Raw genomic sequence first — 17,918 nt, 5'->3', positions numbered from 1 at the left:
GCATAAGTTATGCTCAACTAGGCGTTAGGAATTAGACTCCTAAATATGAATACTGGATTTTTACCTACGTCACCACAACATTGTGGAGATTCAAGTGTAGTTCCAGTATTCGAGACGTAAGAAACTCCGTACTTAACAAAGTGCGCGGGTAGTTAACGAATTCTAGGTAATTTTTCATGGCACTGGATTTTTCCACCTTGCCCTTGGCGTTTCAATTTACTTCTCCAGGACCGATTCTGGTGAAAATAGGGCCATTAACTATCCGCTGGTATGGCTTATTGATTGCCACAGCAGTGTTAATTGGCGTCATGCTTTCCCAGCATTTGGCAAAGCGCCGTAATGTGAATCCGGAGTTGCTAGGCGATTTGTTTTTTTGGTTGTTGATTGGGGCAATTCCTGGCGCACGGCTATATTACGTTTTCTTTGAGTGGTCAAAATATGCTCCAACTCCAGAAAAAATCTTTGCTATCTGGGAAGGAGGTATTGCCATTCATGGAGCGATTCTTGGTGGCGTTTTGGCTGCCTTAATCTTTGCCAAAATCAAGCAGGTTTCTTTTTGGCAACTGGCAGATTTAGTCGCGCCTTCGCTGATTTTAGGGCAAGCGATTGGGCGTTGGGGCAATTTCTTTAATTCTGAAGCTTTTGGCGACCCTACTGATTTACCTTGGAAGTTGTATATTCCACCAGACCATCGTCCTCTAGAATATGCTAGTTTCGATTACTTTCATCCCACCTTCCTCTACGAATCTCTGTGGGATTTAATGGTGTTTGCGCTATTAATAACGTTGTTTTTCCGGTCTTTATCTGGTAAGCCACGCCTAAAGGTAGGCACACTGTTTCTAGTTTACTGGCCAGCCTATAGCTTAGGACGCTTGTGGATCGAAGGCTTTCGCACTGATAGCTTAATGCTGGGGCCGTTAAAAATGGCACAAGTAGTCAGTAGTCTAGGAATTTTATTGGGATTAATTGGATTAGCTTGGCTTTACTTACTCAAACGCCCTTTACCCGATGTAGTTCCTACTCCTAAGGGAAATGGGGAAAGGGGGGGATGAGGAAGCTGTTCTTGAGCAGGGGGAGAAAGAATAACTAATCCCCAATGCCCAATGCCCAAAAAATAAAAAATGCCCCAGAGTAATTCTCTAGGGCTTAACCAGGGTGCATCTACCATTACTCTCTACTAGGGAAAGAGAGTAAATCCGGAAAGATACTGAGAAAATACTAAAAAAATTTTTTGAGGGATTGCCGTGTGTTCTTCTAAAAGTGAATATACAGAAAACCTGAGTTATAAAAAAACACTATATGCCATAGAACCATCTGTGTACATTGTCGGAGCAGGCCCTGGAGATCCGGATTTATTAACGGTAAAGGCGCAGAAACTACTAGCTGTTGCTGATGTGATTTTATTTGCTGATTCTTTAGTACCCGAACAGATTTTAGAACTTTGCCGAGAAGATGCAGAGATAATTAGAACTGCGAATCAGACTTTAGAAGAAATTTTGCCGATTATGATAGATAGGGTGCGATCGCAACACAAATCTCTAGTCCGTCTCCATTCTGGCGATCCTAGTCTTTACAGCGCCATCCACGAACAAATGCACCTCCTCGCAGAGGCAAATATTCCTTTTGAAGTCATACCAGGTATCAGCGCCTTTCAAGCCGCTGCTGCCAAACTTAAAATAGAACTGACTGTCCCTGGTTTAGTCCAAACCATCATCCTGACACGCATCAGCGGACGTACAGAAGTCCCTGCCGCCGAAGAATTAGCTTCTCTGGCGGCACATCAGGCTAGCCTCTGCCTATATCTGAGTGCGCGTCACGTCGAAAATGCCCAAGCCAAACTACTCGAACATTACCCAGCCGAAACCCCCATTGCGATTTGCTTTCGCATCGGATGGCCCGATGAAAAAATCAGGGTTGTCCCCCTTAATCAAATGGCAGACTGCACTCATAAAGAAAAACTAATTCGCACTACACTTTATATCATCAGTCCAGCACTCTCGACAGCAACAGGGCGATCGCGTTTATATCATCCCGAACATAGTCATCTATTTCGCTCGTCTCACCACTAAATGCTAGGGCATTGGGCATTGGGTATTGGGCATGGGGAACGAATATTTGAGGTGGATGAATGAGTATTAAAGACTCATTAATGAGTATCAAAGGTGGATGAATGAGTATTAAAGACTCATTAATGAGTATCAAAGGTGGATGAATGAGTATCAAAGACTCATTAATGAGTATCAAAGGCGGATGAACGAGTATCAAAGACTCATTAATGAGTATCAAAGGTGGATGAATGAGTATCAAAGACTCATTAATGAGTATTAAAGGTGGATGAATGAGTCTTTGAGCCAATGCTTCAACTTCTAACTCTCCCTTATCCCCTCAAGACGCGATGAATCGCGTCTCTACCCACTCCCCATCTCCTTAATATTTGTACTCTGTGCCTCTGCATTTCGATAAACTTAACAATGTAAATAAAATCCAAAATTCTAATTTCGATGCTATGCCATTAATTAAAGTGCAAACTTCTGCATCTGCTCCTCAAAAAGCTGAAATTGAGTCAATGCTTTTAAACCTATCAGCCAAGTTAGCAAAACATTTGGGAAAACCAGAATCCTATGTAATGACTGCTTTTGAACCGGGAATACCCATGACTTTTGCAGGCAATACAGACCCGGTTTGCTACATTGAAATTAAGAGCGTTGGCACGATGAAGCCAGACCAAACCGCAGCAATGAGTCAGGACTTTTGCCAGCAGATTAACCAAACTCTAGGTGTGCCTAAAAATCGTATTTACATAGAGTTTGCAGACGCCAAGGGTGCAATGTGGGGCTGGAACGGCACAACCTTTGGATAATTACCCAACTTCTTTGGTCAAAACTAAATTAATCTGGCAGGTGTAGGATAGAGATCCTACATCAACTCTTGATTTTTTATGTCTGCTACGCCTCTTGTATCTCAAGTTGAGTTACACAAACCAGAAAAATTAGAACTAATTCCACCCTTACTAGGTGCGACTGTTACCGAGTTAACTGCTTGGGTGCAGCAGCAGGGACAACCTGCTTATAGAGGAAAGCAGCTGCATGAATGGATCTATGACAAGGGAGTGCGATCGCTATCTGATATTTCTGTCTTCCCCAAGCAATGGCGCAAAGAAGTAGCAGAAGTTCCGATTGGGCGCTCAATTTTACATTACCGCTCTGTGGCACCCGATGGTACAGTCAAATATCTTTTACGATTAACAGACGGGCAAATTATTGAAACTGTTGGCATCCCCACCTTCGGAGAAAGGGGAGAAGGCCCAAAATCCCGTCTGACAGTTTGTGTTTCTACTCAGGTGGGTTGCCCAATGGCCTGTGATTTCTGCGCTACTGGTAAGGGAGGCTACAAACGCAACCTAGCACGCCATGAAATTGTTGATCAGGTGTTAACTGTACAAGAAGATTTTCAGCAACGAGTTAGCAATGTTGTGTTCATGGGATTAGGTGAACCGTTGTTGAATACTGAGAATGTCTTAGCAGCCCTGAAATCTCTGAATCAAGATGTTGGTATCGGACAGCGATCGCTTACTGTTTCAACTGTTGGTATTCGCGATCGCATCCGTCAGTTCGCGCAAAACAATTTGCAAATCACTCTTGCTGTAAGTCTCCACGCGCCCAACCAAGCACTGCGCGAAAAACTCATCCCCAGCGCCCGCGCCTATCCTCTTGAAGATTTGCTAGCTGAATGTCGAGAATATGTAGAAATCACCGGACGCCGCGTTACCTTTGAATATGTTCTCCTCGCGGGTGTTAACGATTTACCAGAACATGCATTAGAACTGGCGAAACGCCTGCGAGGATTCCAAAGTCATGTAAATTTGATTCCCTATAACCCTATTCAAGAAGTAGACTACAAACGCCCCAATCGCGATCGCATTCAAGCATTTGTCAACGTCCTCAAGCAGCAAAATATTGCTGTTAGTGTCCGTTATTCCCGTGGTTTAGAAGCCGATGCTGCTTGTGGACAACTGAGGGCAAGTAAGAATTAAACCTCTTGCAGTCAATTTTATAAATGAATATGGAACCGCAGATAAAACCAGATGTATCCTGAGAAATTATCTCTGTTTATCTATGGTGTAAAACCGCCTGAAATCCTTTTTTAACTTACCTGCCGCAGGTAGATGAATTACGGAAATCCGGCCAACCATGTAAAAAATTTGAATGTATAATTTAATTAAGATGAATATCTAAAAAAGGATATTTTTATGCAAAATCAAGATAAGGCACTGGATATAACCTTGATTTAGAAAGCTATTCTTAATGTAGTGATATTTAGAGAAGCTTATTGACTGGAAAATATAAGTGCGTTGGCGTAGCCCGCCGGAGGTATCGCGCAAGCCCATAACGGTGAGTAAAGCATTAGCTTTAGTTAGCTATTTCAGGCCCCTGCTATTTATGTATAGGGTAATTGTGAATTATGTTGACATTTTAAGGGTTTAGCGATCGCTCAACCTAATCTATAACAATTGAGGAAATAATTGCATGTTGAATCGCTCATTGATGCTTAAAGCATGGCTACTAGTGATTGTTCTTGCAAAAGCTTTGCCGATGAATTCTCCTGCCTATGGACAAATAATTCAGACGAATCCTCAGCAACCTGAGTCCTTTCAAGAAAGAATGAGACAACAACAAGAGGAGCGAACTCAGCAAACACAAGAGCAATTGAAGGAAACATGGCTACGGCTAAACCTTCAACAACCACAACTACAACAACAACTCAGAGTACAACAGCAAGAATTCACACAACAACAGCAAGAACTTAGACGTCAGCAACAACTGAGACTACAACAACAAGAATTTACACGACAACGGCAAGAATTTACAGAACAGCAACAATTTAGAATACAACAGCAACAACTCAGACAAGATCAACAAATTAGACAACAGCAACAATTCAGATTACAACAACAAAGACGACAGCAAGAACTCAGACAACAGAAGGACAACCTGTGAAGTGTTCAAAATTTCTGAGAAATAACTTTATGATTAAAAATTAGAGAAAATATTCTCCAATTTTTAATTTTCATTATTTAGCGGTGTGCGTAAATGCCAGGAGCATAAGCCTCAATGACTTTGCCAGTGCGAGTGCAACTAATCATCAAGTAGTCGCAACTTGGGCATTGTGTCCGAGTTAATTGACTATCAAAAATATAATAACGCTCCGCGTGACTGCCACAATTTGGGCAGTAAATCTTTTGTACTGTCTGCATTTTAAAACCCTTGGTTGTAATTATTTTTATTTAGTAAAGCTACAAGTTAAACCAGGAAAAATTCTGGTTCGACCCAACTTAACAAACTGCTGTAATATTGGGTGATTATTTTAAACAAAATATTAGGTTAGAAAACTTTTCGATATTTTCATCTTAATTATCCAATAATTTAGGTGATTTTACCCTCCTACTTTAGATACATAAATGATTTTTTAATAAAATACTGCTTAGAGATTTACTGATCCCTATGCTTAATGCATTGAGAGAGCCTTATTTATAGTCATTTCAGACGACTACAAAAAACCCGTTCTTGTATTCAAAAATTAAAACTCATAAAATACTGTATCTTTAGTAACAAAATCTTTATCTTAAGATTTTGTTAATATTTGTCAATAAGATTTTTGAGATTAAATCTGGTGAAATAATTTAATCCTAAGTGCGAACTTTTAAAGCGACAGCTTTTTTTGCTTGGCTCAGAACTTCAAGAGCCGCTCAAAATTCTCTTAGCATGTGATTCTGCGCTATTGCTAAAAGAGGTTACAAGCGCAACCTCGTAAAGGATGAAATTGTCGATCGAGTTTGACTGTGCAAGAAGATTTTTAGCAACACGGCAGTCGTTACAACGGGGGGAACCCCCCGAAGTTGGAGCGGAGGAAGCCTCCGCTCCAACTTCTCTTTGCAACGCGCTGCCTCGGGTTAGCAATGTAGTGTTTATAAGTCTAGTGAACCGTTGTTGAGTACCATCAATCAGCGATCGCTAAGTGTTTATACAATTGGTATTGGCGATCATCTCTCTAAGGTTGTAGGTTAAAGGATGCTTTATTGATAAGGATATCGTTTTGAAATCTAAGTATGACACTCCAGTATGGATTGATAATATCTGCTCTTGGAGATTCGTAATCAGTCAAATAAACATCTTCATTGTTCCACTGGTAAAACTTCTCATGTATTTGTCCATCAGCGGAATCGATATTGTTTTCATAAATCAAGATACCATCCCAGCCTATAATAGAACGAACTTCATCATAAGACATACCGGGAGATATAGAGTTATATAAATTTTCCCTGATTTCAGATGACAAATTTATCTGTTGAATCTTTATATTATCGTGGGGATTTTGATTAAAGACTTTGGACATAGAGTTCACAAAGAAGATAGACGTATGATTCATAAATATAACTCTAGAAGAATAGTTAAACACAATCCATGCCAATAAAGCAACAGCTAATAATATTGAATATTTCATAAAAAAAAGGGTGGTTATTCCACCCTACAATTTTTTCTAATTATATCAAGCGGGGTCTTGACTAACGAATACCTGCACTGCTTTCGTGGGAGTTGGTGTATGAATTCATAATAGTATTGATTGTCCCCCATACTCTATTTGTCATCTCTTCGTGAAAACTACCATTCAAGTAAGAACCAGCATGATTAGCAGTAAAATTTTTAAAAGGTTTTCTTACATTACCATTGTTGGATTCGGTTTCAACCGTACCATCAATGTACATCTTGTCAGACGAAGAACTGTAATCTTGAGTGCGATTTGAATTGGTTACATTATCGATGTTTACATTAGTCTCTGTTCTGCTGCCCTGAATTGTCCACTGGTTCAAGACAAAAGTTTCACCTGCTAAGGCAGGGCTAGCAAACAAAGTAGTAAGAATAGCTAAACCGAGAACTTTCTTCATTACTTTGCCTTATAATAAATTAGTTGCCTTTGTCAGATAAACTAATCTAGCCAAAGGAACTAAAAAAAGTCTTAGGGTGGATTAAGCACCCTAGAATCTTTTAAAATTACATCAAACACTATTAATAACTAACGAACACCTGCGCTGGTTTCGTGAGCATCAGTATATGTGTTAGTTGTAGTCTCAATACTACCACCAAGGGTAGTCCAATTAGTTTCACTATATTTACCACGCAGCTCACTATCTGCTGAATAAATGGTAAATTTATCAAAGAAAAGTGTTGAACTACCATCTAATTCATCGCTGATATTAATATCACCATCGACATCAACCTTGTCAGCCCAAGAACTATATTTTTCGTCCCGTTGTGAAAAAGTTTTAGAATCAAGCATTAAATTGCTCTTTGTTACGCTGTTACTCCATGAATCTTGGCTACCCACAAATGTTTCACCAGCAAAAGCAGGGGTAGCTAAGAAGGTAGCAAGAATAGCCAAACTAAGAACTTTTTTCATGAGTTTATCCTCGTTGTGAATTAGTTGTCTTTTCCAGCCTCATTTTTAGGTAATTCTTGAGACTGAAACCTGGGAACTTTATTAGGTTCATTTGTATTAGTTCGGTTTATAGCAACCCCTTTACAGACAGCAGAAATAGTAGGAAAGCTGTCGGGGCTTAGTTGGATACCAGCGCTGATTAGTTCAGCACAGGCACGAGCATTGATAATCTCTACATCATATTGAGTCTTACGACCTATAGTTTCAGCCATTTGCTTGCAAGTACTCCCTAAGCTTCCACCCAAAGGGAAAACTATCGCAGCATTCACAGCATAAGAGGCGTTGTTAGAGAAACTAATCCCATCATAGGAACTCAAAGAACTCCCTAATATTAAAGATGGTCGCGGACACACAACATTTATTCCAGCTACTCCTTGAATCTTATAAGTAGCCGATTCACCAAGGTTATAAACTCCTGTTTGATTAATTGCAGCAGAGTTACGTTGTTGGTTATCAAGAGTCTGCTCTTGATTAGGCTGAGATTGGGAATTAACAGAGTTAGTGACAGATTGTGCTTGGGCTTCGAGATTTATGCTAACTACTCCGAGTAGACACAGTAAGGAATGGTTAGTAAATAGTCGTAGAGCTTTTTTAAACATTTGAAGTTTTTTAGATATTGCAAAAGAAGGATGTTAAGAGTCATGGATTAAGTAAGCTGGCAGAATAAAACCAAACTATGTGAAGAAAGATAAATTAAAGAAAAACTGTCTTTCTTCCTGCCTCCTACCTCCTACCTCCTGCCTTATCCTAACGACAAATTTTTACACCGACTTACTTGATTTATTAATTGGGTGTTTTACCTCATTAGAACAATAACGAGTATCATTGCTATCTGTAATATTTACCACTTGATTTACTCTTGAAAGTGTTGATTTTTATGAGTTTTTGCTGTTCATTCTTGATCACAAATCAATATTCCCAAAGAGCAAAAAAAAACACGAGGGGGGTTTTGTGGGATTAAGTGGGAGATTGGCAAATATTAAAATTCAGAGAACGAGTAATAGTTTGATTTATATTAATCTACTGAGATTCTAATGTTGGTTTAGATAAAGCTTCAACTAATCTAGCTTTTCACCAATCAAATAACATTCTGATATCAAGCTTTTATTCAAGTTATTCAACTTGGTACTATTGGACTTTTAAAGCAACGGTGATAAATCTTTAAAGATAAAATAAATACAAAATAAAATTTTTGATAAATCAGTTAATTTAAACGAATTTTTTAAAGATAAAATAAACTTTCTCATAAATTAGTTAATACTACTAAAGTTTGTTATAGAGTAATAATTACTACATCCAATTAGAATCGATAGAAAAGTTTGTGCTTTAAAAAAATTGTGACAAGCAATAATACTTAGTAAGTAAATTTGGCAAATTGAGTCTTGTAAAGATTGAAAACCAGTATTTAACAATCAAGATTAATGTCCGGAAACAATGATGATGAAATAATGAAAAAGTCCAAATAATAGAATAAACGGATTAACTATAAGTACATTCATGATTATCTACTTAAGTAATCTTAGTGATACTTAAGTAGATAAGACTTGAAATCTTTTCAAGTTAATAAATTTCATAGTAGTCCCATTTGATTTGTAAAAAACGACCTACTCCTCTACCTATCTTCTTTTCTGTTCCCTGTTTTTACGAGTAAGTTGAGAAATCAAATTGGATTGCTATATCAACTAATAATTAATCATCTACATAAAAATTATCAGATTAGTTTGACGTATGAACACTCAAGAGTTATTAATTATTGCGGATAAAGTAGTATCGAAATCATCTGGCAGACACTTGACTGATTTACAAAGTGATTTGTTAAAAGCATCTTCTGAAAATCAGACATACGAACAGTTTGCCAACGATCGCGGTTACTGCCTAGATTATATAAAGAAGGATGTAGGGTCTGCTTTGTGGCAATTGTTATCTCAAGCATTAGGAGAGAAAGTTACAAAAAAGAACTTCCGGCAAGCGTTAGAGCGATCTCAACAGGCTGAAAAATTTGTGACTTATAACGAGAAAGAAAAACAACAATATTTTGGCATTTACCTGATGTTTTGGCTTTCCAGGGAAGCACAGAAGAATTCGACAACCTTTGACAATCGATACTACAGCATAGATGCCGAGTAATACTGCTGCCTTGGAATAAAAACTTTACTCATTGAAAATTTCAAATACTTATGTCATATGCTTTTCACCCATATCAAGATGGATGAAAATAATCGTAAATTTCTTGAGCCAAACGCGGCCCAATTCCTGCTACTTCAGCTAGTTGTATGGTTGTTGCTTGCCGAATATAATCGACTGAGCGAAAATGTCCTAGTAGCTGCTTTTGTCGATGATGTCCTAAGCCAGGAATTTCATCTAAACGCGATCGCTTCAATTTATCACTGCGCTGCTGACGATGGAAACTCACTGCAAACCGATGCGCTTCGTCCCGCAGCCGCCGCAATAACTGTACCCCCGGTTGTTCTGCATCAGTTGTCAAGGGTTTAGATTCTCCCGGTAAAAAAATCTCTTCTCGTTGCTTTGCTAAACTCACTACTCGCAAGTCTTCTAATAAATTCATCTCTTGCAAGACGGCGACAACCGATGATAACTGACCTTTACCACCATCGATCATGATTAAATCAGGCCAGTCGGGATTATCCAAACGTGATAACTGCTGATTTGTAGAGTCGTCTGAGGCTACAGATTCCTCAACGCCATATTTACGGAACCGCCTCTGAATAACTTCAGCAAGACTGGCAAAATCATCTGAGTGTCCCGCTGTCACAGTGGGATTTTTAATTTTGTAGTGGCGATAGTGTTGTTTGGCTGGTAATCCGTCGATAAACACAACTTGCGAAGCTACAGCATTTGACCCTTGAATATGGGAAATGTCATAACCTTCGATGCGGTGGGGTACATCTGGTAAATCGAGAATGGCTGCTAAATCTTGCATTGCTTGGTGATTGCGATCGCCTAATTTCTGCATTCTTTGCAATTCATACTGGGCATTTCGCTCTACCATCTCAATTAATTCTGCCTTAGTTTGCCGCAAAGGAGTCAATATTGTGACTTTTTTTCCTTTACGTTGAGTTAAGACATCCGCCAATATCTCTCCATCTGGTAACTCATGCTGTACCAAAATTTCTGTAGGTATTTCTACTGAGTCCGCCGTTTGATAATGTTCCTCTAAAGCTCGTTGTAAAATAGCGCCCGGTTCTGCCTGAGTATCCGCCACAAAAGCTAAACGTCCTACCAATTGCCCAGCCCGAATCTGGAATAGTTGAATGCAGGCGTGCTGTTCGTCGGCTGCCAGTGCGATCGCATCTCGCGAAACTGTATCATCTGGTAAGGAAACTTTTTGGTCGGCTGTCAGCGACTTTAACCCAGAAATTTGATCGCGAATTCGCGCCGCTGACTCAAAATTCAACTCTTGAGCTGCTGCGTTCATCTGTTGAGTCAAAATATCAATCAGTTCCTGAGTTCTACCTTGGAATACCATCGCTATTTTTTGCACAATTTTGCGATATTCTTCTGGTGAAATCATCTGTTGACACACACCTGGACAGCGCCCTAAATCAAAATTCAAGCAAGGACGGTCTTTAAAAAGTGGTTGAGGTCGTTGTCGCTGTGGGAAGATGCGCTTGCACAGGCGGACAATTTCTCGCAATAGCCCAGCATCAGTATAAGGCCCGTAAAATTTATCTTTTTCTTTGCCGAATTGGCGTTTACGGGTAATAAAAATTCGAGGATAATCTTCTGACCAAGTAATGCAGAGATAGGGATATTTTTTATCATCTTTGAGCAGCACGTTAAAGTATGGCTGGTGCTGCTTGATCAAATTGGCTTCTAGCGCTAGCGCTTCGGCTTCAGTATCTGTGACAATGAATTCAATTTCTGTCACCAACTTGACCATCGTGGCGATGCGTTCACTCTTGTTGTAGCCATCCCGGAAATAGGAACGGACACGCGATCGCAACTTACGTGATTTACCTATATATATAATGCGATCGCTCCTGTCCCGCATGAAATAAACCCCCGGTTCCGGTGGAATTTCGGCTAGACGGTTTTCCAGTCGTTCTAGTTCTTTAACCAGTGGTAATATTTGAGTAGATATTGTCACAACCAAAATTAGCTAATCTTTCTCTATTTTAAGAAAAATTATTTTTTCGTGCCATTTAACAGAGTATTTATCAAGTAAATATAAAGTTGCCCTGATCAACTCCATACACCAGAAGACATGAAAGAGGGACTGGGGACTAATATTTTTTACTCAGCATGTGCTAAACCATAGCTATCCGCTAACAGCACTTTCAAGTCAGGTAGGCTTTTAGTCCACCCAAAGAGAAGTCTCTAGACGCTTCTGCGCCAAAAAGCCCATTCCATAATACTTTTGACTTTTGAATGAGTGACTTCCGCCTTGTGGTACTAGACGTTTGCCAGAAAACTTGCTGCAAGCATCAAAACTTTGGAGTAGACGAGAGTTTGTCTAGCCGCGACCTTAGTCATCGGCTGCTACTGTCAGAATAAAAACTTTGCTTTTTGAATCTATAATTAGGATTTGTAAATCGATAATACTTTATTATTTAAAACTTTATATTTTAAATATAAATATTTTAGTACTTGATTTTGCTAAGTTAAAATCGGAATTTTTAATAATAAATATTCTGTGGAGATATTGCTTGTATAAATGTCAGATAAATAATTGATTAATCAACCCTGTTTCAGCTTTTTGATTGAATTTATAATATTAAGCGAATTAACGGATTGAATAACTTAAATTTATGATTATGATTGTGAGTATAGCTATTATAATGATTTTAGACAAAAGCTAAACTATGAATTTGCAAGACTTTGAAGCCCAGTACCGTGAGGCTATGGCTGAAACTCTCAATGAACTGCAAACAGCAGTTTTGTTGTTAGCGCAAGTCCAACAGAAAATCTCAATAATTGGCAGTTCTGTACAAAATATTAGTGAGTGCGTGGAAGAGTTCATCGCTAACCAAAAAGCGGAATAAATGCACGCCCAGCAGAAAAGTTTATCTGTGGCAAAAACTAAACTCTTCTTCAATTGTAAGGATGAGATCCTTGAGCTTTAAAGGTTTTACAAAATAGCGGCGCGCGCCCAAACTCAGAGCTCGTTCTTGATCTGCTTTAAAAGCAAAGGCTGAAACCACAATGATAGGTATTTTTGAAAAATCAGGTTTTTGCTGGACTTGTTTTAAAAGCGAATAACCGTCAATATCTGGCAATTTCAAGTCTAATAACATTAAATCTGGCTCGAATTTCTCTATAGTTGAGAAAAAAGCAGAGCCTTCTGATAAGCTTTGAACATCGTACCCACAGTAAGTTAGATAGTCACTCATTAATATCCTATTGAGATAATGGTCTTCAACTAGCAAAATTCGTTTAACTTTATGTGACCGCAATGGCTGATCTATATTGAGTAATTGTGCTGTCATTGCTACCTATTATCTGATTATCTAAGTAAAAGCCAACAATTATTACCATAAACTAAAACGGTAGTGCATTTAAATGGTGAAATGAATAGAAACTTGACTTATGTAATTTAGTCAAAAATATTAAGAGATTAAATTTTCCGGCACTACAATACTTAATAATATTATCATTCAGGATATTTTTAATTAAAAATTAAGCTTTTCTTTACGGATTTTTTATAATTTAAAATATTAAATAAAATACTATTTTTAAAAATCGAATTTTCTAAATTTTTTAAGTAAAAATACTTAAGTAATACTGGAACTAACGATAGAGTAATTGCCCTTCCTAAAACAGTTTTCATCTAGATGTGAGCGCAAGTAATACCATTTCACGAAATTCCTATTACAAATACGTCGGTAGGGGTATATAGATGTAAACCCTTACAACCGATTTATTTGTTGCAAATGTTTTTAGAAATAGTATAACTTAGAAGATTCAATCAATCTTATAGTTTAAAGGAAGTATTCATAAAAAAAGGGAGCTAACAGCTCCCTTACTTCTTTTTAGTTTTGAACCCGCAATCTTAAATAGATGCTTTTTTAAATTTGCGTTGGGTAGCAAACACACCAGCAACACCCAGCAAACCAAGTATTATTGATGGTTCTGGCACTGTCTTTAGAGGAGCAGTGTATCCAGATGTGTGCCAAGTGTAATATGCGCTGTAGGATATGCCGTCATCAGAGGCTGTAATTCCAGATGCAGTGGGGTTAAAGCTGTAAGCGTAGGAGGTTTTACCACCAGTAACTACCTTGGCAATTTCACTAGCTCCAATTTCACCTTGGTAGGCGTTTAATGCAGTTTGGAAGTTGAGGAGGTCTTTGAATGATGTCAGTTGAGCTATTTGAGTTGACAGCGTTGCCTTCTTAGAAGCAGGGGTTAGAGGCGAGTTTAGCGTTAGTTGAAGTGTTGAAATCTGAGTTTGAACTTCTAAAGCGCTTGGTAGAGTTGTTTTACCTGGAAATAGTGATTTCACTCCTCCAGTCCACGCTTCGTTAAGCTTAGTAGAAAGTGTGTCTGAGAGTTTGGTCTTTACATCCAAGTGACCAACCAAACTCAGTTCCACACCGCTATTTTGACCGAATTGGAAGCTACCAATGTTAGGGTCTCCCATCCCCAATGAAGGAAAATAACTCGCTACTAATGATTGGGTAGTCGCTGAAAACCCATTCCACACTGACTTGAATGGAGTATAAGCAGTCAATAGATCACCCAGCCATTGCGAACCAAAAGTATTCCAGTCACTAGCAGTGACACTGCTAACGGTAGCACTGTAATTTCCTTCTGTGGCAGTGAAACCAACATTAGAATCTGGGGTTTCGCTACTATACCAAAGCTCGACGTTAGAAGTGGGGTTATTATCTGTCAAAGCTTTGATGGCAGCGTTAGTACCACCTTGTGCATTCCCTCTAATGAAAGTACCATTTGAGCCACCAGTGTAAGTGTTAATTTCTACTGTATTATTGAAGTCAAAGGATGCAGCGTGTGCTGGAGCAGTGGCAAGAGCGCTCACACCAATAGCCATTGAGGCACCAATTACAAGTTTCTGAAAAGTCATCTTCATTTTTTTCAAGTCTCTGTCAGTTTGAAAGTTAAGTTTTAAACTACTGCCGTTTTTAGGCTTGGGCTGTCTTGACTACAGGCGCTTTTTGACAATACGGCTGCTTGAAGACGCGATCTGTATTATTTAGCCATCTTTGGTAGTTGAGCGTACAAACCCAGTTTAAGAAACGGGGAGACCTGATTGGGTAAAGTTCCTGATGATTATCAATAAAAAGATGACGAATGTTTCGATATTTTTATACGTTTAATTACATATTATTTCTAAAACATATAGTATAAAAACAACAAATTAATATTTTTGAAGTTCAGTATAATACGGTGATTTGCAGGTACGCACATTTGTCATGGGTGTCAACTTAAGCCCAAACCCCTTTAAAACCTCGTTTCCAGACTCTGGCTGGAAATGCTCTTCATTGGGCTGCTGTCACAAGTCAAGAGGCGGAGGCTCCCATTATGCATTAAGAGTCGGAGACTTCTTTTGGAGACAATCTCTAAAAGTTTGTTCTAGACTGGCTTTTACCTTAAGTTGACACCAATACACATTTATGCGCCCCTACCACAGGTTTCATTCATAGACTTTGCCGCAAAAAATCCTTGGTGTTCAGCTTGAGAAGAAATTTAATGAAGGAACTGGGCAATTCTTTCCACAGCAGTTTCTAACAAAGGTGGCTCATGCACCAAGGCAAAGCGGACATACCCTTCGCCAGATTTGCCAAAGCCAGCACCTGGGGAAGCGGCTACACCAGTTTGTTTGACTAGCTGGGTACAAAATTCTATGGAGTTTTGACTCCAATGTGAGGGTAATTTTGCCCAGATGTACATTGTCGCTTTGGGAGTAGGAACATTCCAGCCAATGCGGTGTAAAGCACTGATGAAAGCATTACGGCGTCCCTCGAAAGTAGCGACAGCAGATTTTACCCCAGCTTGAGGGCCAGTTAGGGCAGCGATCGCACCATTCAAAATCCCCCGATACTGATTAAAATCAACTGCGGCTTTTACCTGGCGTAAGGCGTTAATTAACTGGGCATTACCGATGGCGTAGCCAATTCGGAAGCCGCCCATATTGTAGGACTTGGAAAGGGTGAAAAATTCAATGGAGACGCTTTTGTCTGGATCAGCTTGCAGAATTGAAGGGACTAGGGATCGGGTATTAGGAATTGGGGATTGGGAAAGATTTTTTCTAGTTCCTAATCCCCACTCCCCAGTTTCCTCAAATACCAAATCTACGTAGGGGAAATCGTGAATGAGGGCGAGATTGTGTTGCTGACAAAAGGCGACAGCTTCTTGGAAGAAAGATAAAGGAGCGATCGCAGCTGTGGGATTGTGAGGATAACTTAATACCATCATCCGCGACTGAGCCAAGACTGGGGCAGGAATATCAGCAAACACTGGTAAAAAACCGTTTTCTGCCCGTAGCGGCATCGGGTAGATTTGACCACTAGCTAGGTAGACACCCCCGGCATGGGAGGGGTAACCTGGATCGAGCAACAGAGCGAAATCTCCTGGATTGAGCAATGCTAGAGGTAAATGAGCTGTGCCTTCTTGAGAACCAATCAGAGGTAGTACCTCAGTTTGGGGATCGACTTTGATGCCAAATTTTTGTTCGTACCAGTTGGCTGCGGCTTGGCGAAACCCAAAGGTACCGTTAAATAACAGATAGCCGTGGGTACTGCGATCATGGAGAGACTGGGCGATCGCCTCAATCACATGTGCCTGGGCTGGTAAATCCGAAGACCCCAACGACAAATCAATTACTTGTTGTCCAGCTGCCAAAGCAACTGCCTTGGCTCTGTCCATATCAGCAAATACATTCGATTGCAGGGGTTGTAAACGCTTTGCAAATTGCATGTTAGTCATTAGTGAGCCAGCGCTTTTACAGGGGGTTTTCACGCCACTTGCTTCGACCTAGGAGTATAACTTTTGGAACCTGGCAACGGAGTCGCTCCCCATGAGTGACTGGCGTTAGCGCAGCGGTAGCGTCCCTTGCGCGTCTCGTAGAGACGCACGAGCGTCACCCGTGAGGCTGATTAGTCATTTGCTATGGACTATGAACTATTGACTAATTATTATTTAAGTGTGTATCTAAGAGTTCGAGTAATTTATCTTTGCCGATAACTCCTTCAGTGGATATCAAAACTTCCTTGCCTTGAAATAGTCTGAGGGCGGGTACACCTTCCACTTGGTACTGTTTAACAGTGAGTGGGTTGGGGTCAATTTCCATTTTAACGACTTTGAGGCGATCGCTATATTTGGTAGCAGCTGAGTTAATCAGGGGCGACATCAATTGACAAGGCCCACACCAGGAAGCCCAAAAGTAAACTAATACAGGCTGCTCGGCTTTTAACACTTCGGTTTCAAACTCAGCATCAGTTATGGTGATTACAGCCTTACTCATTGCAGTCTCCATCACGTGGCGATCAAAGTTGGCACACACAATACTTTATCCCAAAGTCGTCAATAGTCCATAATCAATAATTCATAGTTATTAGGACTCTTAACTATTGACTAATGACGTAAAATCCCACAGCCAATAGGCGTGGGACTGGCTCAAATAAGTTTTCTGGCAATTTTAGAGTTGATCCAATTGCTTGCGTAGGGAATCCAACTCGGCATCAACCACCTCATTAGACTTAGGAGCAGTGGTTTGTTGTTGCGGTGGCAGTTGGGGTTGACTTTGGGGAGTTGCGGGTGGTAACATTTGTGCTTTCAAAGCTGCCAATTCATCATCAACATCACTACTACCTTCCAACTGTGCAAATTGAGTTTCTAAATCTGCACCCGCCAATTCTTGTGCTGACTGGGCACGGGCTTCTTGCATCAAAACTTTTTCTTCCATCCGCTCGAAGGCAGCCATTGCACTGCTGGTATTCATCCCACGTACCATGCCTTGGAGTTGCTCTTGGGCTTTGGCAGTAGTAATCCGAGCTTTGAGCATTTCTTTCTTGGTCTTAGCTTCAGAAATCTTGCTTTCCAGCTGGATTAAGTTGCGCTTGAGGGTTTCAACTTGAGTGCTTTGCGTATCCAAACTAGCTTTGAGGGCTACGCTGGTGTCAGTATAAGTCTTCTTGCGCTCTAGAGCTTGTCGTGCTAAGTTCTCATCACCTTTTTGCAACGCCAGTTGGGCATTGCGTTGCCACTTATTGATTTCATTTTGGGCATCATTGTACTGTTTCTCACTGCGTTTTTGGGCGGCGATCGTCTGGGCTACTCCCTGACGCAGCTGAACCAAGTCTTCCTGCATTTCCAGGATGGCTTGTTCTAGCATTTTTTCGGGGTCTTCGGCTTTGTTAACCAGGTCGTTGAGGTTAGAACTAACTACTCGCTTAATCCGATCAAATAATCCCATAACTTTGTTTTTCCTTGTGTGGTTTACGCTT

Annotated in this window: 18 protein-coding genes; 7 read left to right on the top strand and 11 right to left on the bottom strand. The window is 40.0% G+C overall.

Translation table 11 applies throughout. From position 1 onward, the window contains the following. Positions 1–176 precede the first annotated feature (176 nt). From lgt to V7L29_RS22955, 5 genes are all read left to right on the top strand, one after another. Positions 177–1,052, top strand: a complete 876-nt coding sequence (gene lgt, locus V7L29_RS22975; RefSeq protein ID WP_334736914.1) for a prolipoprotein diacylglyceryl transferase — start codon at positions 177–179, stop codon at positions 1,050–1,052. 192 nt (positions 1,053–1,244) lie between these two features. After that, positions 1,245–2,069 carry a precorrin-4 C(11)-methyltransferase gene (cobM, locus tag V7L29_RS22970; protein WP_334736913.1) on the top strand — a complete coding sequence of 275 codons (825 nt, stop codon included), beginning with the start codon at positions 1,245–1,247 and terminating at the stop codon, positions 2,067–2,069. Positions 2,070–2,506: 437 nt separating this feature from the next. Continuing rightward, positions 2,507–2,860 (top strand): phenylpyruvate tautomerase MIF-related protein, encoded by a 354-nt coding sequence (locus tag V7L29_RS22965; RefSeq protein ID WP_094349557.1) that lies wholly within the window; start codon positions 2,507–2,509, stop codon positions 2,858–2,860. 78 nt (positions 2,861–2,938) lie between these two features. Then, complete coding sequence (gene rlmN / locus V7L29_RS22960; RefSeq protein ID WP_334691119.1) at positions 2,939–4,033, top strand: 23S rRNA (adenine(2503)-C(2))-methyltransferase RlmN; 1,095 nt, start codon at positions 2,939–2,941, stop codon at positions 4,031–4,033. 493 nt (positions 4,034–4,526) lie between these two features. Further along, the gene (locus tag V7L29_RS22955; protein ID WP_334691118.1) at positions 4,527–4,997 is read left to right on the top strand and encodes a hypothetical protein; all 471 of its coding nucleotides are present in this window, start codon (positions 4,527–4,529) and stop codon (positions 4,995–4,997) included. A gap of 77 nt (positions 4,998–5,074) precedes the next feature. Here the strand turns inward: V7L29_RS22955 and V7L29_RS22950 are convergent, their stop codons facing one another. From V7L29_RS22950 to V7L29_RS22930, 5 genes are all read right to left on the bottom strand, one after another. Continuing rightward, complete coding sequence (locus V7L29_RS22950) at positions 5,075–5,254, bottom strand: replication restart DNA helicase PriA (RefSeq protein ID WP_334691117.1); 180 nt, start codon at positions 5,252–5,254, stop codon at positions 5,075–5,077. A gap of 794 nt (positions 5,255–6,048) precedes the next feature. Further along, positions 6,049–6,501: a hypothetical protein gene (locus tag V7L29_RS22945; RefSeq protein WP_334736912.1), complete on the bottom strand. Its 453-nt coding sequence runs from the start codon at positions 6,499–6,501 to the stop codon at positions 6,049–6,051. A 61-nt stretch (positions 6,502–6,562) separates the two neighbouring features. Next, the gene (locus V7L29_RS22940; protein WP_334736911.1) at positions 6,563–6,943 is read right to left on the bottom strand and encodes a hypothetical protein; all 381 of its coding nucleotides are present in this window, start codon (positions 6,941–6,943) and stop codon (positions 6,563–6,565) included. A 128-nt stretch (positions 6,944–7,071) separates the two neighbouring features. Beyond that, complete coding sequence (locus V7L29_RS22935) at positions 7,072–7,455, bottom strand: hypothetical protein (protein WP_334736910.1); 384 nt, start codon at positions 7,453–7,455, stop codon at positions 7,072–7,074. 20 nt (positions 7,456–7,475) lie between these two features. Beyond that, positions 7,476–8,093 (bottom strand): hypothetical protein, encoded by a 618-nt coding sequence (locus V7L29_RS22930; protein ID WP_334691113.1) that lies wholly within the window; start codon positions 8,091–8,093, stop codon positions 7,476–7,478. A 1,129-nt stretch (positions 8,094–9,222) separates the two neighbouring features. Between V7L29_RS22930 and V7L29_RS22925 the strand changes: the two genes are divergently transcribed. Continuing rightward, positions 9,223–9,621: a hypothetical protein gene (locus tag V7L29_RS22925; protein ID WP_334691112.1), complete on the top strand. Its 399-nt coding sequence runs from the start codon at positions 9,223–9,225 to the stop codon at positions 9,619–9,621. 73 nt (positions 9,622–9,694) lie between these two features. On the opposite strand, the gene uvrC is transcribed toward V7L29_RS22925, so the two are convergent. After that, positions 9,695–11,602 (bottom strand): excinuclease ABC subunit UvrC, encoded by a 1,908-nt coding sequence (uvrC, locus tag V7L29_RS22920; RefSeq protein WP_334736909.1) that lies wholly within the window; start codon positions 11,600–11,602, stop codon positions 9,695–9,697. Between the two features lie 715 nt (positions 11,603–12,317). On the opposite strand from uvrC, the gene V7L29_RS22915 reads away from it, so the two are divergent. After that, a complete protein-coding gene (locus V7L29_RS22915; protein WP_334736908.1) occupies positions 12,318–12,497 on the top strand; it encodes a hypothetical protein in 180 nt (59 codons plus the stop codon). A gap of 21 nt (positions 12,498–12,518) precedes the next feature. On the opposite strand, the gene V7L29_RS22910 is transcribed toward V7L29_RS22915, so the two are convergent. The 5 genes from V7L29_RS22910 to V7L29_RS22890 all read right to left on the bottom strand — a co-directional run bounded on the left by V7L29_RS22910 (position 12,519) and on the right by V7L29_RS22890 (position 17,887). Next, positions 12,519–12,941, bottom strand: a complete 423-nt coding sequence (locus tag V7L29_RS22910) for a response regulator (RefSeq protein WP_334736907.1) — start codon at positions 12,939–12,941, stop codon at positions 12,519–12,521. A 563-nt stretch (positions 12,942–13,504) separates the two neighbouring features. Then, a complete protein-coding gene (locus V7L29_RS22905) occupies positions 13,505–14,542 on the bottom strand; it encodes an NF038130 family PEP-CTERM protein (protein ID WP_334736906.1) in 1,038 nt (345 codons plus the stop codon). A 617-nt stretch (positions 14,543–15,159) separates the two neighbouring features. Further along, on the bottom strand, positions 15,160–16,389 hold the full coding sequence (locus V7L29_RS22900) for an LL-diaminopimelate aminotransferase (protein WP_334736985.1): 1,230 nt from the start codon (positions 16,387–16,389) through the stop codon (positions 15,160–15,162). Positions 16,390–16,600: 211 nt separating this feature from the next. Next, positions 16,601–16,936 (bottom strand): thioredoxin family protein, encoded by a 336-nt coding sequence (locus V7L29_RS22895; RefSeq protein WP_334691107.1) that lies wholly within the window; start codon positions 16,934–16,936, stop codon positions 16,601–16,603. 174 nt (positions 16,937–17,110) lie between these two features. Beyond that, positions 17,111–17,887 carry a PspA/IM30 family protein gene (locus V7L29_RS22890; RefSeq protein ID WP_334691106.1) on the bottom strand — a complete coding sequence of 259 codons (777 nt, stop codon included), beginning with the start codon at positions 17,885–17,887 and terminating at the stop codon, positions 17,111–17,113. Positions 17,888–17,918: the final 31 nt, after the last annotated feature.

Origin of the sequence: Nostoc sp. (assembly GCF_036916575.1) — a bacterium.
Taxonomy (GTDB): domain Bacteria; phylum Cyanobacteriota; class Cyanobacteriia; order Cyanobacteriales; family Nostocaceae; genus Nostoc.
This window is presented reverse-complemented; position numbering and strand designations above follow the sequence as displayed.